This window comes from Nocardia nova NBRC 15556 (assembly GCF_001613005.1).
Classification (GTDB): Bacteria; Actinomycetota; Actinomycetes; order Mycobacteriales; family Mycobacteriaceae; genus Nocardia; species Nocardia nova.
Genome location: NZ_BDBN01000033.1, coordinates 53,592 through 79,385 on the forward strand (window position 1 = coordinate 53,592; position 25,794 = coordinate 79,385).

The 25,794-nt window shown below is 68.8% G+C and carries 24 protein-coding genes; 11 read left to right on the plus strand and 13 right to left on the minus strand.

All coding sequences use genetic code 11. The features are described 5' to 3' along the window. The first annotated feature begins 74 nt into the window (after positions 1–74). Positions 75–935: a hypothetical protein gene (locus tag NN2_RS14505; RefSeq protein WP_146098553.1), complete on the plus strand. Its 861-nt coding sequence runs from the start codon at positions 75–77 to the stop codon at positions 933–935. Between the two features lie 21 nt (positions 936–956). Here NN2_RS14505 and NN2_RS14510 read toward each other — a convergent pair whose 3' ends face one another. The 3 genes from NN2_RS14510 to NN2_RS14520 all read right to left on the minus strand — a co-directional run bounded on the left by NN2_RS14510 (position 957) and on the right by NN2_RS14520 (position 4,272). Next, entirely contained in the window at positions 957–1,721 is a 765-nt protein-coding gene (locus NN2_RS14510) for an SDR family oxidoreductase (protein WP_030514570.1), read from the minus strand. Between the two features lie 11 nt (positions 1,722–1,732). After that, entirely contained in the window at positions 1,733–3,163 is a 1,431-nt protein-coding gene (locus tag NN2_RS14515) for a DUF1003 domain-containing protein (RefSeq protein WP_063013937.1), read from the minus strand. A 227-nt stretch (positions 3,164–3,390) separates the two neighbouring features. Beyond that, the gene (locus NN2_RS14520; protein ID WP_063013939.1) at positions 3,391–4,272 is read right to left on the minus strand and encodes an alpha/beta fold hydrolase; all 882 of its coding nucleotides are present in this window, start codon (positions 4,270–4,272) and stop codon (positions 3,391–3,393) included. A 69-nt stretch (positions 4,273–4,341) separates the two neighbouring features. On the opposite strand from NN2_RS14520, the gene NN2_RS14525 reads away from it, so the two are divergent. The 7 genes from NN2_RS14525 (at position 4,342) to NN2_RS14555 (ending at position 11,789) form a co-directional block, all read left to right on the plus strand. Continuing rightward, positions 4,342–6,270 carry an AfsR/SARP family transcriptional regulator gene (locus NN2_RS14525; RefSeq protein ID WP_063910764.1) on the plus strand — a complete coding sequence of 643 codons (1,929 nt, stop codon included), beginning with the start codon at positions 4,342–4,344 and terminating at the stop codon, positions 6,268–6,270. A gap of 30 nt (positions 6,271–6,300) precedes the next feature. Beyond that, positions 6,301–6,528 carry a hypothetical protein gene (locus NN2_RS14530; RefSeq protein ID WP_063013943.1) on the plus strand — a complete coding sequence of 76 codons (228 nt, stop codon included), beginning with the start codon at positions 6,301–6,303 and terminating at the stop codon, positions 6,526–6,528. Between the two features lie 18 nt (positions 6,529–6,546). After that, positions 6,547–7,566, plus strand: a complete 1,020-nt coding sequence (locus tag NN2_RS14535) for an alpha/beta hydrolase (protein WP_063013945.1) — start codon at positions 6,547–6,549, stop codon at positions 7,564–7,566. Positions 7,567–7,586: 20 nt separating this feature from the next. Further along, positions 7,587–8,489 (plus strand): SDR family NAD(P)-dependent oxidoreductase, encoded by a 903-nt coding sequence (locus NN2_RS14540; protein ID WP_063014009.1) that lies wholly within the window; start codon positions 7,587–7,589, stop codon positions 8,487–8,489. 1 nt (position 8,490) lies between these two features. Further along, complete coding sequence (locus NN2_RS14545) at positions 8,491–9,411, plus strand: ferritin family protein (RefSeq protein ID WP_063013947.1); 921 nt, start codon at positions 8,491–8,493, stop codon at positions 9,409–9,411. Next, entirely contained in the window at positions 9,411–10,931 is a 1,521-nt protein-coding gene (locus NN2_RS14550) for a flavin-containing monooxygenase (RefSeq protein WP_063013949.1), read from the plus strand. Before NN2_RS14545 ends, NN2_RS14550 begins: the two co-directional genes overlap by 1 nt. Before the next feature lie 99 nt (positions 10,932–11,030). Next, entirely contained in the window at positions 11,031–11,789 is a 759-nt protein-coding gene (locus tag NN2_RS14555) for a MerR family transcriptional regulator (RefSeq protein ID WP_063013951.1), read from the plus strand. Positions 11,790–11,806: 17 nt separating this feature from the next. On the opposite strand, the gene NN2_RS14560 is transcribed toward NN2_RS14555, so the two are convergent. Further along, positions 11,807–12,526: a TetR/AcrR family transcriptional regulator C-terminal domain-containing protein gene (locus NN2_RS14560; RefSeq protein ID WP_063013953.1), complete on the minus strand. Its 720-nt coding sequence runs from the start codon at positions 12,524–12,526 to the stop codon at positions 11,807–11,809. A 200-nt stretch (positions 12,527–12,726) separates the two neighbouring features. On the opposite strand from NN2_RS14560, the gene NN2_RS14565 reads away from it, so the two are divergent. Continuing rightward, positions 12,727–13,380, plus strand: coding sequence for a TetR/AcrR family transcriptional regulator (locus tag NN2_RS14565; protein WP_063013955.1), 654 nt, complete (start codon positions 12,727–12,729; stop codon positions 13,378–13,380). On the opposite strand, the gene NN2_RS14570 is transcribed toward NN2_RS14565, so the two are convergent. Beyond that, on the minus strand, positions 13,373–14,971 hold the full coding sequence (locus tag NN2_RS14570) for a GMC oxidoreductase (protein ID WP_063013957.1): 1,599 nt from the start codon (positions 14,969–14,971) through the stop codon (positions 13,373–13,375). The two genes, NN2_RS14565 and NN2_RS14570, sit on opposite strands and share 8 nt — an antisense overlap. Positions 14,972–15,260: 289 nt before the next feature. Between NN2_RS14570 and NN2_RS14575 the strand changes: the two genes are divergently transcribed. Continuing rightward, positions 15,261–15,830, plus strand: a complete 570-nt coding sequence (locus tag NN2_RS14575; protein WP_063013962.1) for a TetR family transcriptional regulator — start codon at positions 15,261–15,263, stop codon at positions 15,828–15,830. Between the two features lie 11 nt (positions 15,831–15,841). Here NN2_RS14575 and NN2_RS14580 read toward each other — a convergent pair whose 3' ends face one another. The 7 genes from NN2_RS14580 to NN2_RS14610 all read right to left on the minus strand — a co-directional run bounded on the left by NN2_RS14580 (position 15,842) and on the right by NN2_RS14610 (position 23,513). Beyond that, complete coding sequence (locus NN2_RS14580) at positions 15,842–17,113, minus strand: cytochrome P450 (protein ID WP_063013963.1); 1,272 nt, start codon at positions 17,111–17,113, stop codon at positions 15,842–15,844. Between the two features lie 15 nt (positions 17,114–17,128). Continuing rightward, entirely contained in the window at positions 17,129–17,569 is a 441-nt protein-coding gene (locus NN2_RS14585; protein ID WP_030514557.1) for a hypothetical protein, read from the minus strand. 19 nt (positions 17,570–17,588) lie between these two features. Then, positions 17,589–18,410 carry a mycofactocin-coupled SDR family oxidoreductase gene (locus tag NN2_RS14590; protein WP_063013964.1) on the minus strand — a complete coding sequence of 274 codons (822 nt, stop codon included), beginning with the start codon at positions 18,408–18,410 and terminating at the stop codon, positions 17,589–17,591. A 52-nt stretch (positions 18,411–18,462) separates the two neighbouring features. Next, complete coding sequence (locus NN2_RS14595; protein WP_063013966.1) at positions 18,463–20,115, minus strand: MFS transporter; 1,653 nt, start codon at positions 20,113–20,115, stop codon at positions 18,463–18,465. A gap of 121 nt (positions 20,116–20,236) precedes the next feature. Continuing rightward, positions 20,237–21,250 carry a TIGR03617 family F420-dependent LLM class oxidoreductase gene (locus NN2_RS14600; protein WP_063013968.1) on the minus strand — a complete coding sequence of 338 codons (1,014 nt, stop codon included), beginning with the start codon at positions 21,248–21,250 and terminating at the stop codon, positions 20,237–20,239. Between the two features lie 49 nt (positions 21,251–21,299). Then, positions 21,300–22,220: an SDR family NAD(P)-dependent oxidoreductase gene (locus NN2_RS14605; protein ID WP_063013970.1), complete on the minus strand. Its 921-nt coding sequence runs from the start codon at positions 22,218–22,220 to the stop codon at positions 21,300–21,302. A 69-nt stretch (positions 22,221–22,289) separates the two neighbouring features. Further along, positions 22,290–23,513, minus strand: coding sequence for a cytochrome P450 family protein (locus tag NN2_RS14610; RefSeq protein WP_082976800.1), 1,224 nt, complete (start codon positions 23,511–23,513; stop codon positions 22,290–22,292). Between the two features lie 280 nt (positions 23,514–23,793). On the opposite strand from NN2_RS14610, the gene NN2_RS37190 reads away from it, so the two are divergent. Beyond that, positions 23,794–23,943, plus strand: a complete 150-nt coding sequence (locus NN2_RS37190) for a hypothetical protein (RefSeq protein ID WP_156511336.1) — start codon at positions 23,794–23,796, stop codon at positions 23,941–23,943. A gap of 18 nt (positions 23,944–23,961) precedes the next feature. Here the strand turns inward: NN2_RS37190 and NN2_RS14615 are convergent, their stop codons facing one another. After that, positions 23,962–25,767, minus strand: a complete 1,806-nt coding sequence (locus NN2_RS14615; protein WP_063013972.1) for a thiamine pyrophosphate-requiring protein — start codon at positions 25,765–25,767, stop codon at positions 23,962–23,964. Between the last annotated feature and the right edge of the window lie 27 nt (positions 25,768–25,794).

Genomic DNA, 25,794 nt, shown 5'->3' on the forward strand with positions numbered 1-25,794 from the left:
AGGGTCGACCCACGATGCCCGGGGGGACCACAACCGCGGAGGGCGCTGCCCCGGGACGCGGAAGGTGGCAGCAGATGACGTATCCCCCCGGATCCGGGCCGTACGGCTACGGCCCGCAACAACCCCACGACTCGGGGTGGGGGCGCGACCCGAACCAGCCCGGCTCGGGCTGGGACGCGGCACCGAGCGGGTGGGAGACGCCGGCGTGGGATCAGCAGATGCCCGCGCCTCATTGGGGGCAGCCCGCTCCCGGCGGCTATCCGACTCCGCCACCGCCGAAGAACAACAACGGGCTCGTCGTCGGCATCGTCTTCGGCGTGATCGCGCTGCTGGTGATCGCCGGCGGCATCGTGGTGGTCGCGACTCGCGACTCCGGCGGCGACGACCGGGCCGGCGGAACCAGCACGCCCGCGCTCGTCCCCGCCACCACCGACGCCCGGACGACCACCGCGGCCCCTACCACCAGTGCGAGTCCCGACACGTCCGGCCACCTGAGCTATCAGGAATACGGGCACGACTGGAACTTCAAGGCCGGCGATGTGGAACTGCACGCCGACTGGGTCGAGGGCCGCGACCATCCCAGCTGCGCCGATATCGAGGTCGGGGGCAAGCTCACGTCGCTGGGCTGCCGGTACGCCGCGGAGATGGTGTACAAGGCCGAGGGCGGTTCGCTGATGCTGACCCAGTTCATCATGGGGATGTCGAGCAGTGACACCGCCGCGACCGCACCCGGCGCGTATACCGACGACGACCTGAAACTGCGGCCCGGCACCTACATCTCGAACTTCACGACCGGCAAGTGGAAGGACGACGCCGAGAAGCAGTTCCTCGTCGTCACCTTCGCCACCGCGACCAGCTCGGTGGACGAGGGCACCGTGAAGAAGTACCTGAAGTACCGGCACGACGACATCCTCGGCGCCCTCGCCTTCCGCTGACGGGGTGTGCGGTCGCCCGGTTCAGATGCCGCCGGTCGCGAGCAGGCCGCCGTCGACCCGCACCACCTCGCCGGTGATCCATGCCGCCTGATCGGAGACGAGGAATCCGACCAGCGCGGCCACATCCTCGGGCGTGCCCAGGCGCCGCAGCGGATAGGTCGCGGCCACCGCCTCCTCGTTGTCGGTGACCAGGGCGTCGGCGAATTTCGTCTTGACCACGCCCGGCGCGACGGCGTTCACCCGGATCGACGGACCCAGCTGCCAGGCCAGTTCCTCGGTGAGCCGGATGAGGGCCGCCTTGGACGCGCCGTAGGCGGCGATCACACCCGTCGAGCGGATGCCGGCCACACTCGCGAGGTTCACCACCGCGCCGCCGTGCTCGCCCATCCAGGCCCGATAGGCCTGCTGCACATAGCCCAGCGCCGCGACCACATTGACGTCGAAGATCTTGCGCACCGCGCCGAGATCGGCCTCCATCAACGACCCGTAGACGGGGTTGATGCCGGTGTTGTTGATCAGGATGTCCAGGGATCCGAATTCGGCGACGGCGGTGTCCACCTGCTCGGCGCGCGCCGCCTCGTCACCCGAATTGCCCGCCAGCGCAACGACTTTTCCCGGATGGCCGAGCGCGCGCAGCCGGTCGGCCGCCTCGGCCAGCGGTTCCGGTTTGCGGGCGGTGATCAGCACGTTCGCCCCACGCCGCAGCAGCTCCGCCGCCACCGCGTACCCGATACCGCGGCTCGCGCCGCTGACCAGCGCACCCTTACCCAACAGATCCTCGCTCATGGATCGCGACCTTACGTCAGGTGGGCGCGGGCGGCGTCGCGGACCCGGGGCGGGGTGCTGCGCAACACCTGGAAGCCGGCACCCGAGACCATGACCGGGATGCGCCGGGCCGCCTGCAGGTAGCGGATCCGCGCGGACCGGGGCAGCTCCGGCCACGGCAGCGGTTCGGCGTCGTCGGGATCGGGATGGGCGGCTCCGCCGAGCAGAGCGCGCCGATCCGCGATCCGGCGTTCGTAGTCCAGCCGCGCGAGCAGCCCGATCTCGTCGTCGTCGAAGGTGACCGCGAAGGCCGGATCGAAGGCGGGCACCATGAAGCAGCCGATCGCGGCCAGATCTTCGCCGATACCGCGGGCCTGCAGCCGGTAGGTGCGGCGGTCCTGGTCGCTGAGTTCGTTCCAGTGGCGCAGGGCGGCGGCGTCGGCCGGCGCCTCACCGGTGGTCATGACGGTGTGGGCGCGGGCCTGGTGGTCGACCCGTTCGCTGGTTTCGTGCAGCGCCCGCCCGAGTTGTTCGCTGACCCGGTCGGTGACGTATCCGGTGAGACTGTCGATGACACGGTCCTGTGCGGTGAGCCGGGCCTTCATCCGCCGGCATTCGTGCAGGACCGCCTGCGCGTCGAGGAAAGTCTGCTCGGAACGGCGGTCACCGGTGCGCCCGAGCACGTCCTGGCCCACCATGATCACGATCATGAACACCAGTTGCGCGAGCGTGGACAGAAACGCCATGAAGGCGAACGGGTACGGGTCCACCCGCTGAATTCCCGCCTGCGCCAGCACAACCCACAGAATCTGCGAGCCGAGCGCGAGATAGAAGCCCCACACGCTGCCCAGTCGCTCGGTCAGCCACACCGCGATCCGGTCGTTGGTGCTGACCGCCTGGTCGGCGGCCTGCGGCGGCGGCTGCACCCGATGCCGTTCGATCCACGGATGCGGTGTCGACTCGAGCAGGCTCAGGCCCCGGCTGAGCGCGCGGTCGTGGTGGTCCAGATGTGCCTGCAGATCCGCGACCTGGGCGAAGATCGCCTCGGTGTTCTCGTAGGTCTGCACCGACCGGCGGTCGGCGGCGGCGCTGAGCACCCGCTGGCCCACCAGGATCACCAGGCACAGGATCAGCTGTGCGACATTGTCGACGAACAGCAGGAACGGGAACGGATACGGGTCCACCGGGCGCAGCGGCCCCCAGGTCGCCAGCGCCATCCAGGCGCTGAACCCGATGAGCACCAGATACAGCGCGGGCATCGATCCGATCCAGCGGGTGAGGACGGCCGCGACCGCGTCGTTGACGCCGATGCGTTCGTCGGCCATCGTCACCGCACCGGTGTGCGTCTCGAAATCCAGAGCGGTATCGACATCGGCGTCGGTGGGCGCAATCGCGGTCGCGCCGCTGTGCGCGTTCGGTTCACCGCCGCTGCGTATCTCGTCGGCCCGGCTGTCGCTGCTCACCTCTACGGCCCCCTCGCCTGCGCTCGTCCGATACCGCGCACTGTACGTGCCCTCTATGGCACGTGCGCATCGCTACGCGGGGGAACAGGTCAGGTGGCGGTGAAACCCGCTGTGGTGCAGGGGTTTCAGTTCTCGGCGACGGCAGCTCGCCCGCGCCGAGAAAGGCCGGCGGTTCCGTCGTCGGCAACTGCCGGCCTTCATCGGCCGGGATATGCCCGGCGTGTCGCTCAGCGCCGCAGGAGATCGGTGATCACATCGACCACCTCGTCCGGCGCCTCCTCGGCCATGAAATGTCCCAGCGCGAGGGTGCGGTGGTCGAGGTCGGTGGCCCATTCGCGCCATACCGCGGCCGCGTCGTAGCCGAGTTCGGCGCCCCAATCCTGCTGAATCACGGTGACCGGCATGGTGAGTCGGTGTCCGGCGGCGCGGTCGGCCCGGTCGTGGTCGAGATCGACGGTGGCCGAGGCGCGGTAGTCGGCGACGATCGAATCCACCGCGCCGGCACACGCGCGCAGGTACTCCCGGCGGACGTCGTCGGGAATCGCGTCGGGGCGCAGGCACCAGGCGTCGAGGAAATGGCCGAAGAAGTCGTCGGCGCTCGCGCGGATCATGCGCTCGGGCAGCCCGGGCGGCTGGGCCATCAGATAGAGGTGGAAGGCGACCGCGGCGGTGTGGCCGTGCAGGACCTCCCACATATCCGATGTCGGCAGCACATCCAGCACCGCGAGATGGGAGATCCGATCGGGACGGTCGAGTCCGGCGCGAATCGCCACCAGGGCGCCGCGGTCGTGTCCGGCCAGCGCGAACCGATCGAATCGGAAGTGGTCGGCCAGCGCGATCACATCGGAGGCCATCGTGCGTTTGGCATAGGTGCCGGAATCGGCGGCGATCGGTTTATCGCTGTCGCCGTAGCCGCGCAGGTCCGGGCACAGCACGGTGTGGTCGCGGGCCAGCGCCGGTGCGACGTGACGCCACATCAGATGCGTCTGCGGGAAGCCGTGCAACAGCACGATCGGAGTACCGGAGCCGGCGTGCGCGACGGACAACGCGACATCCTCGGCGACCGGAACGCGGTCGTAGTCGAAACCGGGGACGGTGGGTGCGGACATGCGGTGACGATCCCTTCTCTAGGCTTGTTCGGTGCGATGTCCATGCTCGGCGGCGGCAATGAGCAACCGATGAGTGCGCAGCTCACCGGCTCCGACGCGGCACCGACGGCCGGTGTCCTGGGCCCGGTGCGGGTCGCCGCCGCCGACGGGACGCCGCTGCCGCTGCACGGCCCCCGGCATGCCGAGGTGCTGGCCCGCCTGATCGCCGCCGGCGGTCGGGTGGTGCCGGTGCCGGCCTTGGTGGCAGACCTGTGGGAGGACCCGCCGCCGGGCGCGGTCGCCGCCGTGCGCACCTTCGTCGCCGCCCTGCGCCGTGCCCTGGAACCCGGCCGCGCGCCGCGCACCCCTTCCCGCGTGATCGTCACCGAGGGCGCCGGATACCGCGTGGCGCTGCCTCGCGATCACGTCGACGCCTGGTATTTCGACGACCTGGTCCGCGCGGCCGCGAATCAGGCCGGGCCGCAGCGGATCGAGACGCTGGAGACGGCGCTGGCGCTCTGGCGCGGAGACGCCTACGGCGACTACCGGTGGGCGGCCGGAGACATCGCGAAGCTCGATGAATTACGTTCTGCGGCAGTGGAAATGCTCGCGGAGGCGCGAATCCGCCAGGGACGGCCGGAACAGGCCGTCGCCGAACTCGAAACCTATCTGCACGAGCATCCCGTGCGGGAGCGGGCCTGGCTGCTGCAGGCGCGAGGACTGTGGCAGGCCGGGCGGCGGGCCGACGCGTTGGCGGCGCTGCGGCGGGCCCGAACCCGGCTGGGCACGGAAGCCGGATTGGATCCCAGCGCCGAACTGATCGCCCTCGAACGCGAAATCCTCACCGGAGAACCGGAATTCGGTGAGCACCGATTGTGGCGTGACACTGTCGCCGCCTACCGCGCCACCGGTCCGCGCAGCCGCATCATCTCCTCCGCCGATCTGCTGCGCGGCCTGGCCCTGACCGACGCGACCGGTCTGATGACCGCCCAGGATCGCCGGGCGCACGCGATCGACGACCTGTTCGCGAGTGACGATCCCGAACTCACGGCCACCGCGCTGACCCGCATGGAGGTACCGGGGGTCTGGTCGGTGCTCGACGATCCGGCCCGGTCGGCGCGCGTGGCCGAGGCCGCCCGCACCACCCTCGAACGCTTGGACGACGACGACGCCGCGCCCGCGCTGCGCGCCCGGCTGCTCGCGCTGTTCGCGATCGAAACCCGCGGCCGCCGTGGCACGTCCGGCGCCGACGCCGCGCGAGCGGCCGAACGTATCGCCCGCGACCTAAGGGATCCGGCCGTGCTCGTGCTCGCTCTCGACGCCCGATTCCTGCAGTCCTTCCACACGCCGGGCCGGTGGCCGATGCGGGCGCGGCTCGCTCAGGAGCTGATCACGGTGTCGCGCCGGCACGACCTGTCGACCTACCTGATCCTGGGTCATCTCGTCGCGATGCAGGCCGCGTGCGCGCTGGGCGAGGTGGCCGTCGCCGACGAGCATGCCGCCGCGGCCGACCGGCTGGCGGTGCGCTACGAGCGCGACCTCGTCGGGGTGTTCACCACCTGGTACCGCGCGCTGCGCACCGTCCTGACCGACCGGCCGGAACCGGAAGTGGCAGACGCCTACGAACGCGCGCTCGCCACCCTGCCGGGCTGCGGCATGCCCGGTGTCGCAGCGGGTCTCGCGCCGCTGACCGGCCTGTGCCTCGCGCTGCGGGCAGGCCGGGACCCGGCCGAGTTCGCCGCGGCCGACTTCGGGCCGAACACTCCCTACGCCGCCGCGCTGCTCGAACCCGAGCGCGCCCACGAGCTGCTGCGCGCGGCGCCGGCGCCGCCGCCGGACCACTTGGCCGAATTGCGTTGGGCGCTACTGGGAATCGCCGCCGACCGATGTGCGGACCGGAGTACCGCGCGTCAGGTGCATCGCGCCCTGTCCCCGGCGCGCGGCGAACTGCTCGGAGCGGGCACCGGCATGCTGAGCCTCGGTCCGGCCGGCGCACTGCTCGATCGTTCGGCGCCGTAACGAAACATTCGGCGTGGCGATCCCTCGGATGTGAGTATCAACGGCCTCTCGGCCGCCCAGCAGCGCGCCGCGTTGCGCCGCCTGGTGGTGGCCTTCGGTGAACTGAACACCATCGTCGAACTCGCCGCGAACGAGGCCTCTCCGGATCTACGCGAACATGCCGAACTCGTGCGGGACATGCTCGGCGCCCTGGTCACGGAGGTGGCCCAGCCCGGGCGTGACCGGCCTTGCTATCTGCCATTGACAAATGGCACATAGGTAGCTGATGCTCGGTATATGGAGACGAGAAGGTCAACGGAGACCTCACCGTCGGCCACCGCACCGGTCCCGTCGTCACCGTCGCTGCGTTCGCGGCTGGCGCTGACCGCGGGACGGTACGGGGTACGGCCGATCAACTGCCTGCTACCGGCGAATCCGCTCGGCATCGCCGCGGCCCGTGGGCTGGTCGCGTCGATCATGGCGATCTGCGGGCCGGTGCTGCCGGGAACCCGTGTGACACATGTGCGTTCGGGTTCGCTGCGCGGGGAGTGGGTGTGCGCGGCCGGAGTCGGTCACGGCGATCGCGCCCTGTACTACGTGCACGGCAGCGGCTATGTCATCTGCTCGGCGCGCACCCATCGCGGTCTGGCGTCGCGACTGTCCCGCGCCACCGGACTCCCGGTCTTCGTCGTCGAGTACCGGCTCGCGCCCGAGCACCCCTTCCCGGCCGCGGCCGACGATGTGGCCGAGGGCTACCGCTGGCTGCTGGCCCACGGCTACCGGGCCGGGGACCTCGTGATCGGCGGTGACTCGGCCGGCGGGCATCTGTGCGTGGACCTGCTGCTCGACAATGCCCGCACCGGAGTGGCGCAGCCGGCCGGCGCGGTGCTGTTCTCACCGCTGATCGATCTGTCCTTCGAACTGGCCCGCGGCTGCGAACGCCGGGCCGCCGAGGCCATGGCCTCCGCGCGCACCGGTCGCGCCGCGGTGCGGTTGTACACCGGCGACGAACCCGAGGATTCGCCGCGGCTGCGGCTGCGCATCCCCGCGGGAATCGCGTTGCCCCCGTTGTTCGTTCAGGTGAGCGGCGCGGAGATGCTCGCCGACGACGCGCACCACCTCCGCGACCTCGCCCGTGCCGCCGGCGTGCCGTGCGAACTGGAGGTGTGGCCGGGCCAGATCCACGTCTTCCAGGCGCTGCCGCTGGCCGTACCGGAGGCCGCGGCGGCATTGCGCCGCGCGGCCGCCTTCATCACCGGGGTACTCGCGCGATCCCGTGCGGCGCAACCGGTATCGAGTGCTCGAGAGGCGGGATAGTGATGTGGATCGTGGATGCGATGGCGGGGGCGAATGCGGCGCTGCGGTCGGTGATCGGCGGCGACCGGAGCACTTACGACGCGAAGGCCGTCGTCACCGGAGCCGGCAGCGGGATCGGGCGCGCCTTCGCCCTCGAGCTGGCCCGGCGCGGGGGAGAGGTGATCTGTGCCGATATCGACCTCGGCCGGGCGGAAGAGACGGTCGCGCTCATCGACCGGATCCACGGCCGCCGCGCGCACGCGTATCGCTGTGACGTGGCCCAGCGCGCGGAGATGGAATCGCTGGCGCAGCACAGCGACGCGATCTTCCACGGCCCGCCGACCCTGGTGATCAACAACGCCGGTGTCGGTATCGGCGGAAAGCCGGTGGGCAACATCGGATTCGAGGACTGGCAGTGGGCGCTGGGCATCAACCTGTGGGGTGTGGTGCACGGATGCGAACTGTTCGTACCGCGGCTGCGCCGGGCCGGCCACGGCGGCATCATCAATGTGGCCTCGGCGGCCGGATTCGCCGCCGCACCCGCGATGGCCCCGTACAACGTCTCCAAGGCGGGCGTGGTGTCGCTGTCGGAAACCCTCGCCGCCGAACTGTCGGGCACCGGCGTCACCGTGACGGTACTGTGCCCGACCTTCGTGCGCACGAACGTCGCCCGCGACGGGCGCATCACCGCCGGATCGGCCCGCCTGGCCACCGAACTGATGCGCTGGACCGGCTTCTCGCCCGACCACGTCGCGCGCATCACCCTCGATGCCCACGAGCGCGGCCGCCTGCATGTGCTGCCGCAGCTGGACGCGGTGGTCGTCTGGCATCTCAAACGACAATTCCCGGCCACCTACACCCGGGCCCTCGGCGTGCTGAACCGATATCTGCCGCAAGCGGATTCGGCCCCGGCATCGGCCGACAGCGAGAAGACAGGAGTCTGACATGTCCTTCGACTTCGACGATATGCTGGCCAAGATCAAGTCCCGGCAGTGGGCGCTGGCCGATATCGAGTGGGACGCACCGGGCGCGGAACTGATCGATCCCGAACTGCACGCGAAACTGACGCCGTTCATGGCGGATCTGATGTGGATCGAGAACGTCGGCGCGCGCGGATTCGCGGCGATGGCGAAGAAGGCCCCGACGCAGACACTGCGGGAGATCTACCGGTACTTCCACGCCGAGGAACAGCGCCACGCCAATGCCGAACTGGCCCTGATGCGCCGCTGGGGGATGCTCGACGGCGACGAGATCCCCGAACCGAATATCAACGTCAAGCTGGTCATCGACTTCCTCGACAGATACGCCGACGGCATGTCGCTGTCGTTTCTGGGCACGGTGATTCCGATGCTGGAGGTGGCACTCGACGGCGCGCTGATCAAATTCGTCACCGACGAGATCGCCGATCCGATCGCCCAGGAGGTGTTCCGCAAGATCAACTCCGACGAATCCCGGCATCTGGCCACCGATTACGCGGTGATGGAACTGCTCGGGCACTCCACCGCCCGCAAGCTCGCGATCGATCTGGTCGGAGGCTGGGTGAAGCCGTCGCTGATGATCGGCGTGCTCAGCTATGTGCCGCTGCTGAACAAGATGCGCGACAACATCGTCGCGATGGGCGTCGACGAGGACAAGCTGTATACCGCGATGCGCCGGTTCAAGGCAGTCGGGGAGCGTACACCCGTGGTGAACCGGGTGCCGATGTACCGGATCGTCAAGATGCACAGCGACTGGGTGATCAACCGCGACCACCCCTACCACCTGCTGGCCGACACACTGGTGAAGGTGACCGCCCGCATCCCCGACCGGGTGCTGCCCGCGCAGCCGACCTGGTCGAAGGAACTGACCTACGAGCCGGTCGCGTGATGAGCGGGAACACCGTGCTGGACGTCGCGATCGTCGGAGCCGGATTCGCCGGGATCGGGGCGGCGATCCGGTTGCGGCAGCGCGGAATCACGAATATCGCGATCTTCGAACGGGACCGGCGGGTCGGCGGTACCTGGCGCGACAACACCTATCCGGGGGCGGCCTGCGATATTCCGTCGCGGCTGTACTCCTACAGTTTCGCGCCGAATCCGGAGTGGTCGCAGACCTATTCCGGTAGTGCGGAAATCCTCGGCTACATCGATGCGATGGTCGAGAAGTTCGCGCTCGGCGCATCGATTCGCTTCGGGCACAACGTGTCCGGATTGGCCTACGACGAGGCGGCGGGAGAATGGGAGATCGCCTTCGACGCCGGTCGCACGCCGGTGCGGGCCCGTTCGGTGGTGCTCGCGTCCGGGCCGCTGGCCAATGCGAGCCTGCCGGACATCCCGGGTCGCGACAGCTACGAGGGGCATATGATCCACTCCGCCCGTTGGGATCACGACTACGACTTCACCGGTAAGAAGGTGGCCGTGGTCGGCACCGGCGCCAGCGCGGTGCAGATCGTCCCGGAACTGGTCGAGCGGGCCGGGTCGGTGAAGGTCTTCCAGCGCACGCCCGGCTGGGTTCTGCCGCGGATCAACCGGCACACCACCGGCCTGACCCGGCAGCTGTACCGGCACCTGCCACTCACCCAGCAGCTCGCCCGGCAGGCCTGGTTCTGGGGGCACGAATCGGTGGCGCTGGGCGTGGTGTGGAATACCCCGCTGACCAGGATCGTGGAATCGGTGGCACTGGCCCATCTGCACAGTCAGGTCCGCGATCCGTGGTTGCGGCGGCAACTGACTCCCGATTTCCGGGCCGGATGCAAGCGGCTGCTGATGAGCAGCGACTACTACCCGGCGCTGCAGCGCGACAACTGCACCCTGGTCACCTGGCCGATCGCGAGGATGTCGCCGGCGGGCATCCGCACCGCCGAGGGGATCGAGCACCGGTTCGACTGCATCGTGTTCGCCACCGGTTTCGAGGTGTCGAAGGCGGGCGCGCCGATCCCGATCACCGGCCGCGGCGGGCGGGTCCTGGACGACGAATGGCGCAGGGGCGCATACGCGTACAAGAGTGTGACCGTCGCGGGTTACCCGAACCTGTTCTTCACCTTCGGGCCCAATTCCGGCCCCGGGCACAATTCGGCGCTGGTGTATATGGAGGCGCAGATCGACTATCTCGCCGCGGCGATCGGCATGCTGCTCGAGCGGAATCTGCATTCGCTCGAGGTGCGCCGCGACCGCCAGGACCGCTACAACTATCGGCTGCAGCGCCGGCTGCGGGCGACCACCTGGAATTCCGGGTGCCGCAGCTGGTATCTGACCGAGGACGGCTTCAACGCGACCATGTTCCCGGGCTTCGGCAGCCAGTTCACCGGTCAGCTCGCCACCCTCGATCCGCACGACTATGTGCTGATCCCCGGGCGGGGCGGCGCCCGCGCGCCTGTCGCCGATCGGGCGGTGACCTCGTTGGGCTAATGTCGACACGATGCGTCGCGCCCGAGCTGCTCACACGGGCCGGAGGCGGGTGCGACGCGGGTCGGCGTCCGGCACGAGGAAAGGGTGGGCGAGAACGGGATGGCGGAGTACCGCATCGATGAACTCGCCCGCGCCGCAGGCACAACCAGCCGCAATGTGCGCGCCTACCAGGAACGCGGCCTGCTGCCGCCGCCGGTGCGCCGGATCGGGCGCGCGCTGATCTACGACGACTCCCACCTGGAGCGATTGAAGATCATCGACGTGCTGTTGCAGCGGGGGTTCACCACCGCCCATATCGCCGATTTCATCACCGGCTGGGAAACGGGTAAGGACCTCACCGAGATCCTGGGGCTGCAGCACGCGGTCACCGCCGCGTGGGGGCAGCAGGACGAGACGCTGCGGGTACCGCGCGAATTGATCGACACCTTCCTCGGCGAGGAGGCGGCCGATCCGGAGATCCTGGAACGTCTCGCCGAACTCGGGCTCGCCCGGATCGGCACGGAGACAATCGAATTCACCGATCCCCAGCTGCTGGAGAATTTCGCCGAACTGCACGGCTACGGGTTCCGGCTGGGCCGGCTGGCCGATCTGCAGGCAGCCGTCAGCGGCCGCCTCGACGAGATCGCCCACGACATGATGTCGGTCGCCAAGCAACAGATCGTCGATGCCCACGGCCCCGGCTGGCTGCCCGACACCGACGACGAAATCGCCGAAACCGCGAAGATGCTCAACCATTTACGCGGTCTCGCCGTCACCGCGGTGAACAACACCCTGGCACGGTCGCTGGATCGTGTGCTGCGCGAGGAGCTGGGCGACTATCTCGCCGAGGCCGTGGACCGGCGCGCCAAGGAACACTGAGCCACGGCGGCGTGAAGTCACCGGCCGGGACCACCCGTCGGCGCCACCGCAGCGGCGCCGTGCCGAAGCTCCAGCCGCCGTTCCAGTCCCTCGATGATCAGCGCGAGAACGAATTCGAACTGCTCACCGGCGCGGCCGTCGCTCTCGCGCGCGGTCGCGACGGCGCGCAGGAGCGGGAATCCGGACTCGTTTCCCAGCGTGCGCCGCACCGCGGCCGCTTGCGGATCGGCCGGCCCGCCGGTGGCGTCGAGCGCCTCGCGTGCGGCCGAATAGGCCATCGCGGCAACAAGTTTCAGCGTGCGCCCGGCTTCGTTCGCATCGAGTCCGGCGCCGACCAACGCGGCCATGATCCGTTCGACCAGTTGCAGTGCCGACAGCCCCGCCTTCCCGTCGAACCGGACGTAGGCGATGAGCGCCCCCACCTGCACCAGAGCATCGACCACCGCGTAGCCGAACGATCGCAGCAGCTCACGCCAGTCCGCTCGCTCGGGCAGGTCGACCCGGCGGAAACCGGTGTCGAACGCGTCGAACGCGACCAGTTCGAGCAGGCCCTGGCGGTCGCTGACGTGATAGTTGAGCGATTTGCGATGCACGCCCAGGGCGTCGGCCACCGCCTGCATGGTCAGATTCTCCGGCTCCAGATCGCGCGCGGCGGCGAGGATGAGATGACGGTTCAGCCGGGGCGGGCGTCCGCGAGCACGGGCGGGGGCGGCCACGGCATCATCGGTCTCTGCCATGGGGTCTCGCTGTTCCTCGGGAAGCGACGGTCGGCACGACGCGTCGCACAACGCTGGGCGACCGCGCCGCGATATCGAGCGTAGCCGCTTTTTCCCGCCCGGAGAAAATAATTTGGGAACTTTCCCGGGTCTCGGCGGAACCGTCCGCCGGGCTAGGATCGACGATCGGTCCTCGGGCGAAGACCAGGTAGGAGTGTGTGATGGCGTCGAAGGCTGCCGGGCAGCGTCGCCGGCCCACCCAGGAGCGCGCCAAGGCGACCCGGGAGCAGATCCTCGACACCGCCGCCCGGCTGTTCGGTGAGCGTGGGATCGCCAACACCTCGACCAACCGGATCGCCGCCGAGGCGGGGATGAGTATCGGCACGGTGTACCGCTACTTCTCCGACCGCACCGTCATCGTCGAGGAACTGCTCGCGCGGCTGCTCGAGAACATCGAAAAGCGCGCCACCGACAGCATTTTCGACCGCTCGGACGCCACCATGCACGAGCTGACCGCCCGCCTGCTGAACTCGATCGCCGAGGAACTGGTGGCCAATGCGCTCCTGGTCCGGGCACTCGTCGCCGGGGTGCAGTTCTACAGCAGCGGCATCCCGGAGTTCGAGCCGCGGCTGCGGCTGCTGATCAAGGTGCTGCTGATCCAGGTACTCGGCCCCGGGGACGATCACGAATACGACGTGATGACCTTCGTCATCATCAATACGGGCTTCTCCGCGGTGCTGCGGGCCTCGGCCATCGAATTCGACGAGCGGCAACGCCGCGAGGCCATCGATATGACGGCGCACATGATCGGCGACTGGATCGAAGCCGAGGCCGCGCGGCGCAGCGGCGAGGCGCGCGTGCCGCGCCTCAGATGACGGTGCCGATATCGGTGGCGACGATCCGGTCGAGGGCGCGTTCGGCGACCGCGGCGATGGTCATCGACGGATTGCAGGCCGCGGTACTGCCGGGAATCAATGCGCCGTCGAGGACGTAGAGACCGCGCGTGCCGTGGACCCGGCCCTCCAGATCGCACACCGTGCCCATCGGCGCGCCGCCCAGCGGATGCCAGGTGCTCGGGGCCGCGGCATTGGTGTCGAGCACCGTACTGCCGGGTCCGGCGATGGCATGGACACGAGCGGCGATGCGCTGCTGCAGTGCGGCGTCGGCATCGGCGGGCCAGTACAGTTTCGCGTCGTCGGTGGCCGCGTCGTAGGCGAGATGTCCACGGCCGTCGGTGATTCCGAATCCGACCAGCATGGTCGAATGCGCGTCGACGCCGGTCGGCGGAATCGACGCCTGGATCACGGTGTTGGCGATGGCCGGGTCGTCCCACTCCTTGCTGCCGTAGACCACCGGCCCGCCCTGGGCGGTGCCGAAATCGTCGGTCGCGCTGGTCCAGGTGAAGATCCGGTCGCCGTTGTTGCCCCACTGGCCCCCGAGGCCGTCGGGCAGATCCGGGATCTGTCCCTTCGCGGCGGCCCGCAGCAGCAGCTTGGTGGTGTTGATACTGCCCGCGGCCATGATCAGCGCCTGCGCAGTGAGGACGAGTTGTTCGACGACCCGTCCGGCGGTATCGATCCGGTCGACGCTGATCTGCCAGCGGCCGCCGGGCGTTCTCGCCACATCGGTGACCTCGTGCTGGGTTCGCACGGTGGCGCGGCCCGTGGCCTCGGCGCGCGCCAGATAGGTGACATCGACGGAGTGTTTGCCGCCGTTGTTCACCCCGAGCGCGCAGTCGCCGTTGATGTAGGACGGTTTCATCTCGCCGCGCACCTCGCGCAGCGCGAAGCTCCAATCGATCGGCATGGGGATCTTCGACAGCTCGTAGCCGGCTGCGCCGACGTTGCGCGCGAACGCCCGGGAGGGCAGATAGGTGGGGCTGTCGATCAATTCGTCGGGCGCGACATCGGCGCCCAGCATCCGCGCCACCCGCGGATAGTGCTCACGCGCCATCAGCGCGTAGTCGAGTTCGGCGGGGAAGACCGCGGCGAAGGTCGCCTCGGTGGGCTGCAAAGTCATGCCCTGGTACACCAGGGAGCCGCCGCCGACGCCCGCGGCGCAGACCGCGGTCATGTTCTCCCCGACGACGGCCTCCAGCAGGCCGGTGTACGGCTCGACCGCCACCGGCACGCCCAGCACCTGCGGCGCGGACCGGTACCAGAGCATGCGCTTGTCCGGGCGCGACGGATGCGGGAAGGTGTCGGCATCGGGGCCGGTGCGCCAGCGCATCCCGCGTTCGAGGACCAGGACGTCGACGCCGGCCTCGGCCAGCCGCAGCGCGCTGACGCCGCCGCCGAATCCGGAACCGATGATGACGACGCGATGATCTTCCCTGGTCAGTGGGACGGACGTGCGCCGTCTCCCGGTGGTCATCCAGGGCTGGGCGCTCGCGGTGGCCGCAGTGGCCAGAGTCAGACCGGCGGTGGTGGCGCCGAGCAGAAAGGAGCGTCGCTTCATCGGGGGCATGCACTCTCCATCAAGACCTACAGGTACGTAATATCGGTCGCGAGGTTCGCTCCGGACGCGAAAGCGGGGTGCGTGCCGGACCGGTGCGACCGAATCCAACCGGACAATTGTCTCCGGTTGCTAGCGCAGTCTGTACGACCCGGCCGGTCTCGTCAACTGCAACTTGTTTCAGTTGAGGTCGCGAGACTCCGCGATCGCGAAATCCGTACGCGCCGAACGACACCGGGCTCCGGCGTCGCCGTCGGTCCGCGATGCCGGGTCGCGGCACGCGTGCGGTAACGTCGGACAGATGACCGCGTCACCCCGGGCCAATCGAGGGCCGAAGGCAGCTGCGGCGAACCGACGGGCATTGGTTCGCGCGGCGCGGGAGGTGTTCGCCGAGAACGGTTTCGACGCTCCGATGAACTCGATCGCCCGCGCGGCGGGAGTGGGCCCGGGCGTGCTGTACCGGCATTTCCCGACCCGCGAATCGATGATCCTGGCGGTGTTCGACGACAACATCGTCGAGATCGAGGAGGTGGCCGATCGGCCGGGGACCACGGCGGTGGATCTGCTGGATTTCATCGTCGACCAGATCGCGGTCTCGGCCGGCTTCATCGCCACCATCGACCCCACCGGCTTCGACGATCCCCGGCTGTTCGAGGTGTCGCGCCGGCTCGTCGACCTGATCGGCGCCAAATTGGCCGATGCCGATTCGCGCGGTTCGCTACGACCGGAACTCACCGCCGAAGACGTCGTGACGGCTCTGGCCATGCTGGCGGCCGTGCTGATCAAAACCGAACTTCCGGCGCGCCGGGCCACCGCGCGGCACGCTTGGCGCCTGCTGATGCGCGGGCTCAGCCGCGAATCCGGCGACTGAGGTGCGTCTGGTCAGCGCAGGCTGAGCGGCAGGCGCTTGATGCCGTGCACGAAATCGCTGTGCACGTAGTCCGGTTCGCCGACGTCGAAATCCGGCAGCCGGGTCAGCAGTTCCCGGAACAGATGCCGCAGTTCCATTTTCGCGAGTTGCCTGCCCAGGCAGAAGTGCGGGCCGGGACCGCCGAACCCCACATGCGGATTGGGGGAGCGGGAGAGGTCGAATGCGTGCGGGTGGTCGAAAACGGCGGCATCGCGATTGGCGGAACAGTAGAACAACACCAGCTTCTCACCTGCCGCGACCGGTGTCCCGGCAACCTCGGTATCGACGGTCGCGTGGCGCGCGAAATGCATCACCGGCGTCGCCCAGCGCACGAATTCCTCGACCGCGCCGTCGATGCGCTCGTCGAAATCCGCCAGTAACCAGGCCCGCTGCGTGGGATGTGCGGCCAGCGCGGCGAGGGCATGCGAACTCGCCTGTTTGGTGGTGTCGTTCCCGGCAGAGCCGAGCAGCACCGTGAACGCGCCGATCTCCTCGTCGCTGAGGCGGTGCCCGTCGACCTCGGCGGCGACGATCCCGGACATCAGATCCTCCCGCGGCCGCTCGCGCCGGCGCCGCGCGAGATCGATGCCCGCCCCGGTGAGCACCGCCAGCTGCCTCATCAGGTGCGGGGCGCGTTCGGCCAGGCTCGCGTATTCCTCGTCGGTCGTGCTGAACAGGCTTTCGACGGCGAAGGCCACCGGTTCCCGGTCTGCCGGGTCCAGTCCGATCATGTCGGAGATGGTGCGCATCGGCAGCCTCTTGGCGTAGGTTGCGGCGAAGTCGACGGTGCCGTCGGCCCGCAGGTCGGCGAGGAGTTCGTCGACCACGACGGCCGCGTTGGCGCGGATCTGAGATTCGATGCGGCGCACCTGTTTCGGGGTGAACGCCGAGCTGATCAGTTTGCGGTATCGCGTGTGTTCGGGTGGATCCATCGTCAGGAAGAACGAGATGGCGCGTTGCATCTCGGCCGGCATCGGATCCATGCTGATGCCCATCCGGGAACAGAAGATCTCCGGATGGCGGCTGATCTGCTGGATATCGGCATGGCGGGTGACGGCCCAGTAGCCGCGCTCCTCGTGCGGGAAGATCGACTCGACGGGCGGATGCCAGCTCAGGCCCGGTTCCGATCGCAACGTCGCGAAGGTCCGGTCACGGGTGCGGAAGTTGTTGCGCCAGAACGTGGAATCGGAGATATCGAGCTCGTGGAAGCTGCGCCGGGACGCGCCCGGTCGATCGGCGGACATCGGGGACGCCGGTTGTCAGGCGGCCAGGTCGGACGATTCGAACGGTGCGAAGAAGGCACCCATCCCGCCGGCGGCCAGGACGTCGCCCAGCGCGATGAAATCGTAGCTGCCACCGGACTTTCCGGCGACCGCGCGCACCTCGGCCAGGATGTCGCCGGTGTCGTGGCGCAACAGCCGATGCCGGGCCCGGGCCAGATCGTGGGCCGGCACCTGCGCTTCGGCGTGGGCCAGCATCAGATGCAGGCACAGCTGCTGGGCCGGGGTCGCCGGACCGGGCGGGCGGCCCGAGGACAGATCGTCCGCCAACTGGTCGAACGTCTGGGCCAGATAGAACAGGAAGACCGGGCGCGGGCTGTGCAGCAGGACGGCGCGCACCTCGTCGCCGAGCAGGTGCGCCGCGGTGCACAGCGCCGCGGCGAGCCGCGGGGTCGGTACGGTGCTGTCGAAGTCGCTCATCTGTTCTCTCCCAACCACTTCAGTACTGCGTGCTGCCCTGGTCCACCGGGATCGCCGCCGCGGTGAGATACCGGGATTCGTCGGAGGCCAGCCAGCAGACGGTATCGGCGACGTCCTCGGGTTCGAGTACCCATGTCGGCAGAAAGGGCGTCATCATGTGGGCCAGTTGCGGATTGGTTTCCATGGCGGCGCCCAGCCGGGTCACCATCTCGCCGGTGCCCATCGCCGAATTCACCGGCCCCGGATGCACGCTGTTCACGCGGATGGCGTGCGGGCCGAGTTCGGCCGCCAGCGCGCGGGCCATCCCGGTGACCGCGTGTTTGCCGGCGGTGTAGTGCACCATGAACGGCTGCATCTTGATCCCCGCCGCCGAACTGATCAACACGATCGACCCGCCGCGCCCACCCTCGACGATGTGCGGCGCCGCGACGGCCACGGTATTCCACGTGCCCGTCACATTGATGTCGATGACGTCGCGGAAGGACTGCGGGGTGATCGCATCCCACGGTTCCGGGACCGCGATCCCGGCGTTGGCCACCACCACGTCGAGCCGGCCGAATTCACTCACCCCCTCGTCGACGGCCTTGCGCATACCGTCGAGGTCGCGGGTGTCGACCGCCGCGGCACGGATCCGCCGGCCGGTCGCCTCCACGAGGCGGACCGTCTCGGCCAGATCCGCGCCGGTCGCGGAATCGTAAGGGACGCAGGGCGGTAGCGGTCCCGCGATGTCGACGGCGATGATGTCGGCGCCCTCGCGCGCCATCCGCACCGCGTGCGCGCGGCCCTGCCCACGGGCGGCCCCGGTGATGAATGCGACCCGGTCGGTGAGTCTGCCGGTCACGTGCCCTCCTGTGGCCCGATGCGGAATGGCTGCGGCGAGAACGGGTGTCGATTCAGTGGGCGGTACCTCCGGTACTCGGCCGGTTGTAGTAGCGCAGCAACACCAGTGCCAGGACGAAGGCCACGGCGGACGCGGCGGCGAACACGTAGAAGATGTTCGTATAGGCGGCACCGTCCGGAAGCTGCGCCAGCGGACCGGTGTTCAGTTTACGTTCCTCGACGTGTCCGGGGGCGTTGATGTGCAGAATCAGCGGGTTGGCCGACATGACCGCCGCGACGGCGGCGGTGGCGGCCGCAGTGCCGAAACTGTTGAAGGCTCCGTACATTCCGGCGCTGATGCCCTGCTGTTCCTGTGGCACCGCCTCCACCACCATATTGGGCAGGGTGCCCAGATATGCTCCCGCACCGACACCGATGATCAGCGCGATCAGCGCCATCTGCCACACGCTGTCGTGGAAGCGGGCGAACAGCAGACATCCGATCACGAACGCGATGGTCGAGGCGAGATAGGGCTTGAGCAATCCGATCCGGGTCGACATCCAGCCGCACAGCGGGGCGACGAGCACGTACACCAGCGCCAGGCCCAGCATGGCCTGCACGGTGAACTGCAACAGCGTCAGACCGAAACCGGGAAGCGTGCCCTCCACCGAGAAGTATTGCGTGACAGCCGATGTGGGAACGTTGATATGCATCTGTTCGGAGGCCTGCTTGGCGGCCTCGGCGGCCGCGCCGTCGACGATCTGCTTCTTGATCGCCTCACCGTCGGCTCCGCCGGGTGTCTCCGCGAGATAGCCCATCGCATACGACAGGCCCTGCATGACACCCACGGACAAGAACGCCGCGGCGAGGATGCCGGCGAACCGCGGGGCGCGCAACAACTTCGGATCCATGATCGGTTCCGGGGTGATCAGCTCCCAGACGTAGAAGGCCACCAGCAGGACCACGCCGCCGAAGAGCCAGGCCAGCGCCGACAGCTCGCCCCAGCCCCAGGTGGCGCCGTTGCTGAGATAGATGAGCACACCGGCGATGCCGGCGCCGAGCAGCACCGCGCCGAGCAGGTCGATCTTGACCTTGGCGCGCAGCTTGGTCTCGGGCACGAACAGTGCCAGCGGCAGGATCGTCACCACGGTCCAGATCACGCAGAACCAGAACAGTGAACGCCAGCTGTAGTGGTCGGTGAGGATGCCGCCGATCAGCGGGCCCAGGATCGCGCCCACGCCGGTGCCGCCGCCCGCGAGGGCGATCGCCATGTTCAGGTGGCGGCGCGGCGCGAGATCGCGGATCAGACCGTAGGACACGAAGATCGCCGGGAAGGCCAGTCCCTGCAGTCCGCGGCCGAGCAGCATCAGCACCCAGTTCGAGGTCAGGGCGTCGATGAGGCAGCCGATGATCGACAGCAACAGGCAGAACAGGATGATCTTCTTCTTGCCGACCAGATCGGACAATTTGCCGAAGACCGGTACCGCTACGCCGCCGATCAGTGAGTACAGCGTGGTCAGCCAGGTGAGCTGGCCGGCGTTCTGCTCCGGGAAGGATTCACCGATGAAGCGGGCGCTGAGACTGATGAACGTGAAATGGAACGGGACGATCTCGGTGCTCGCGACGATCGCCACGATGATGAGGACGACACGGAGCGTGGAGGCGTTTTCCAGGCGTCCGGTGTCGTTGTCATCGGGGCTTTCGACGCTGGTGGTCGCGGTTGCCATGGGTAGTTCTTCTCCTTCACCGCCACCCGTGCGTCGGCTCGCTGCGGCCTGAGTGCGGTGAATCACATAATAGACATGTGAGAATCTAGTTTCCACTAAATGAGAAGTAGATTTCTGACCGTTATCCCGCGGACTGCAACCGGCCCACGAATTCGGCCACGTCGTCGGTCGCGGGGTCGTAACCCGGGAAGTAACAGCAGATGTCGCGGGCGTACTCGCCGAAGCGGGCGTGAGCCTGGGCCGCACAGTCGGCGGGAGAGCCGACCAGCGCGAGGGTCCGGACCATGGGCTCGGTGATCAGTTCCCGCATCTCGGCGTAGCGGCCCTGTTTGGACAGGGCGTTGAGTTCGGGTTGCAGCTCACCCCAGCCCTCGGCGTCGAGGACCGGGCGGTAGGCCGGAGTGGACGCGTAGAAGGCGATGAGCCGCGCGACCGCGTCGACGGCGGCGGCCAGTTCGGGCGCGGTGCGGCCGAGCGCGACCATGGCCTGGGCGACCACCTCGAAGTCGTCGAGCGTGCGCCCGGATTCGGCCAGCCCGCGCCGCAGCGCCGGTACCGTGCGCCGGGTGAAATGAGTGGCACTGTTGAACGGCATGACCAGCAGCCCGTCGGCCGCCTCGGCGGCGGTGCGGGTCATCACCGGTCCCAGCGCGCCCATCAGCACCGGCGGCGGGCCGAACGGATTGGGGCCGGGATCGAACGTCGGCGGCATCAGCGTGTGGGTGAAGAACTCGCCCCGGAAATCCAAGGGCGCGTGACCTTCCCACGCCGCGAGGATGGCCTTCACCGCCGCCACCGATTCACCCGTTCGCCGGGCCGGGCGTTCCCACCGGCTGCCGTAGCGCTTCTCGATGTGCACCCGGATCTGCGACCCCAGGCCCAGCCGGAACCGCCCGCCGCTGAGCGCCTGCAGATCGTAGGCGGTGTGCGCCAGGTGCAGCGGACTGCGCGGGCCGGCGATGGCGACATTGGTCATCAGCCGCAGATCGGTCTCCGTGGCGGCGAGAACCAGCGGCACGAAGACGTCGTGCGGGCCCTCGAAGGAGAAGATGCCGTCGGCGCCGAGCGCGGCGATCGCCCGGGCGCTCTCGCGGGCGCGCAGTGGCGAACCCTCCACCTGCAGATGCACTTTCACCGGCGATCCTTCCGTTCGGTGGCATCACGCTAGCGGAAGGGGACGCGGCTCAGTCCGGATGCGCAGCGGTGAGACGTTCGGCGCACTCCCACACCTCGCGTTCGCGAGCCGGATCGTAGGACTCGGGTGAGGACTCGGTGACCCGGTGGCGATCGATGTAACTGCCGGACTCGGCCGGGACGGATCCGGTGACCACCGCGGCGAGGCGCCGGCCGGCGGTCTTCGGCGTGCTCGCCAGCGGGGTCCAGGTGAGCGCGCGGGCGAGGCGGCGGGCGGCGAAGCGCTCCAGGCGGCCGGCGTTGCGGGTCAATTCCGTGCCGGGGACGAAACCCGGGTTGTAGGAAAGGATCTCGACTCCGGCAGGAAGTCGGCGTGCGTACTCGTGCACCAGATAGATCATGGCGAGTTTGCTCGTCGAGTACGCGGTGCGGCCCGCTGCCGTACTCGACGGATCGGCGAAGGCGCCGGGGTGGGCCAGCACATCGGGGGAGTGCCACACCGGGCCGGGCACCATGCCCAAGTTGTGCCGCAGATCGCCGAAATGGGTGTCGCTGACGGTGATCACGATCCGCGACGGCACGACGAAGCGGTCGCCGAGCAGGCGCAGCAGCAGGTGGTTGGCCACGACGTTGACGGCGAAGGTGGCCTCGAGTCCGTCCTCGGTCGCGATGGTCGCGTCGGTGTACTGGATGCCGGCATTGCCGACGAATCCGGCCAGCGGCGGCACCTCGCCGCGATCGAGCATGTCGTGGATTCGCCGCGCCGCCGAACGGATCCCGGCCAGCGACGCGAGGTCGGCCTCCACATGCGAGGCCGCGTATCCCGCACCGGACAATTCCGCGCACACCTGTGGGCCGGACGCGCCGCGCGCCAGCACCAGCAGGCGGGTATCGGGTGCGAGGCGCAGGATCTCCCGGGCGGCGATCCGGCCGATTCCACGTGTCGCGCCGGTCATCACGAGGGTGTGCATGCCACGACGGTAGCTCGCGCGCGGCTTGTGCGCCCGGCAGCGGATCGGCGGTCCGCCGTCGTGGCACCGCTAGCCGAGCGCGCCGCGCAATGGCGGCGAGGGCGGGAAGGTGACCGGGAGGGCGGTCAGGGCGCGGTGGAAAGGCCCTGGGCGCCAGCGGAGTTCGTTCACCGGCACGGCCAGCTCGATATCCGGCAGCGCGTCCAGGAGCTGGTCGACGGCGTCCTGGGCGACCAGATAGCCGATCTGCCGGGCCGGGCAGGCGTGCGGCCCGGCGCCCCACGACAGATGGGAGCGGTTCCCGTTGCGGTCGCCCTCGCGCACCTGCGGATCGTTGTTGCAGGCCGCGATGCCGATCAGCACCGGCTGATGCGCGGGCAGCCACACGTCCTCGACGAGCATCGGCTGCCGCGGATAGCTCGCGCAGTAGTTCACCAGCGGGGGATTGTTGAACAACACCCAGTCCAGCGCGTCGCGGGTGGTCAGGGCGCCACCGAGCAGGCTTCCGGAGAACCGTTCGTCGGTCATCATCAGCAGCAGGGCGTTGGCGACCAGATGCACCTGCGGTTCGATCCCGGCGCCGAACAGGCTGACCAGCTGGTTGATGACCTCCTCGTCGTCGAGACCGCTGTCGTGCGCGATCAGCCGCGAGGTGATGTCGTCGCCCGGGTAGGCGCGCTTGCGATCGGTATGTTCCTGCAGTGCGGCGGCCAGCATCCGGTTGCCCGCGGCCGCGTCGCCGGTCGCGTCGAAGATGGCGGCCATCCCGGCCGCGACCCGCTCGGCGATATCCGGTTCGATGCCCAGCATCGTGTTCAGGTTGGCCGACACCAGCGGATGGATGTACTGGGTCAGCAGATCGGCGTGGCCCTCGGCGCTGAAGGAATTGATCAGCGGCATCGCGATCTGCTCGACGACCGTGTGCACCGTGTGCAGATCCACCCCATCGATGGCCGCGACGTTGGCGGCGCGAAAACGCGCATGCTCGGGACCCGTGTTGCGCAACGCATTCGGGCGCCACTCGAGCATCGGCAGAATCGGGCTGTCGGCCGGTACGGTGCGCTGCCAGGTACGCGGGTCGGCCGGGAAATGCTCGGGATCGTTGAGAATGCCGAGGGCGGCCTGATAGCCGATCACCAGTGTCGCCGGCACGCCGGGGGCGAGCTCGATCGGAGCGAAGGAGCGGTGGTGGCCGCGCATGCGGTCGTATCCGCCGCGCGGGTCGGCGGCGAATTCCTCGGTGTAGATGGGAACACGCGGTCCGTCCGGGGCGATCGGTGAATTGTGTGCCACGGGGCACCTGTTCGACGACGATTCCAGCGAATGCGGCGTGGTCACAGAAGACAACTCCAAACGGTCGTGGTGGACGACGACGGCGGCAGCCGCCACCGTCGTGAAGCCAAAAGCGTTGGGCCGAACCATAATCTGAGGTACGGGGGCCGATGATACCTACCGGCGTGCCGGTTGCGCAGCGGAAGCCGGGCATCGGCTACGTGGCCGACGCCCGGCTTCCGGGCCAGTGATGCGGTATTGGCTCTGTCGCTTCGTGGCCGGTCGTCGCAGACTGACCACTATGACAACTCTGCTGATCATCGCGGTCGTGGCGGCGGTGGCGGCCGGCCTGTTCGACAGCGTGGCACCGGGCGCCGACCGCGAGCGGTTCCGGTGCGCGCTACGGCAAGCCAGGCATTCGCTGACCGATTGGGATGCCGCGCGCGAGTAGGCCCGCGCGCGGCCGAACTCATCGGTCGTCGTCCGAGCGACCGCCCGGCAGGAACTCCTGTGCCTTCGTCTTCATGCCCTGCGCGACCAGATGCCAAGCGTTCGGATCGCCACGCAGCACCGCTTCGGCAGTCGCCTTCATCTGATCCCAGGTGGCGTGCGGCGGGATCGGCGGCACCTCGGGATCACAGCGCACGTCCAGCAGCGTCGGCCGGTCGGCGGACAGGGCGCGTTCCCAGGCCCCGGCCAGCTGCTCCGGATCGTCGACCTCGATCGCCGCGAGTCCGAAACAGCGCGCCGCGTCGGCGTACGAAATGTCCGGAAGCGATTGGGAATCCTCGAATTTCGGTGAACCGCCCATGGACCGCAGTTCCCAGGTCACCTGGTTGAGGTCGTTGTTGTGGAAGACGCACACCACCAGTCGCTTGTCGTCCCAGCGTTCGGCGTAGCGCGCGATGGTGATCAGCTCGGCCAGCCCGTTCATCTGCATCGCGCCGTCACCGACGAGTGCGATCACCGGCCGGTCCGGATGGGCGAATTTGGCGCCGATCGCGTACGGCACGCCGGGGCCCATGGTGGCCAGCGTTCCCGACAGCGACCCCCGCATGCTGCCGCGGAACTTCAGGCACCGCGCGTACCAGTTGGTCGACGATCCGGAATCGGCCGTGACGATGGTGTTGTCCGGAATCTGTTGCGACAGTTCCCAGACCACTCGCATCGGGTTGACCGGTTTCGCGGCCAGCGTCGACTGCCGTTCGACGGTTTCCCACCACCGCGCCACATTCGACTCCACGGTCTCGCGCCAGGACCGGTCACCGACCGGCTTCAGCAGCGGAATCAGCTCGGCCAGAGTGGCTTTCGCGTCACCGACCAGATTGACCTCCGTCGGATACCGCATGCCGATCATGGTGCCGTCGATATCGATCTGCACCGCCCGGGCCTGATCCAGCGGGGGCAGGAACTGGCTGTAGGGGAAGTTGGAACCGACGATCACCAGGGTGTCGCAGTCGCGCATCAGCTCGTAGCTGGGGCGGGTGCCGAGCAACCCGATCGGACCGGTGACGAAGGGCAGGTCGTCGGGCAGCACATCCTTGCCGAGCAGCGCCTTGGCGACCCCGGCGCCGGTGATCTCGGCGAGTTCGGTCACCTCGCGCGCGGCCGAGCGGGCACCCTGGCCGACCAGGATCGCCACCTTGGAACCGGCGCTGATCACCTCCGCGGCGCGCTCGATCTCCGCGCGCGCGGGCACGACCACCGAATGCATCTCGGCGGGCGGGCTCGACGGCACCTGCTTGAATTCGTGCTGCGGCGGTTCGTAGCTTTCCTCCTGCAGATCCGCCGGAATGATCACCGCGGTGGGCGCGCGCCGGGTCCACGCCGTGCGGAACGCGCGGTCGAGCGCGTTGGGCAGCTGTTCGGCGACGTTCACCTCGACCAGATATTCGGAGGCCACGTCCTTGTACAGGCTCTGCAGGTCGATCTCCTGCTGGTAGCTGCCGCCCATCGCGCTGCGCGCGGTCTGCCCGATGATCGCCACCACCGGCACATGGTCCAGCTTCGCGTCGTAGAGGCCGTTGAGCAGATGGACCGCGCCCGGACCGGACGTGGCCATGCAGACACCGACGTGCCCGCTGAACTTGGCGTATCCGGTGGCCTGGAACGCCGCCATCTCCTCGTGCCGGGCCTGCACGAACGTCGGCCGGTCCTCGGTGCGGCCGAAGGCGGCGACCAAGCCGTTGATGCCGTCACCGGGATAGGCGAAAACTTGTTTCACGCCCCACTCGTTGAGCCGGGCCACGACATAGTCACCAACCTGTTGCGCCATATCCTCTCCTGTCCTGTCCGGGTCGAT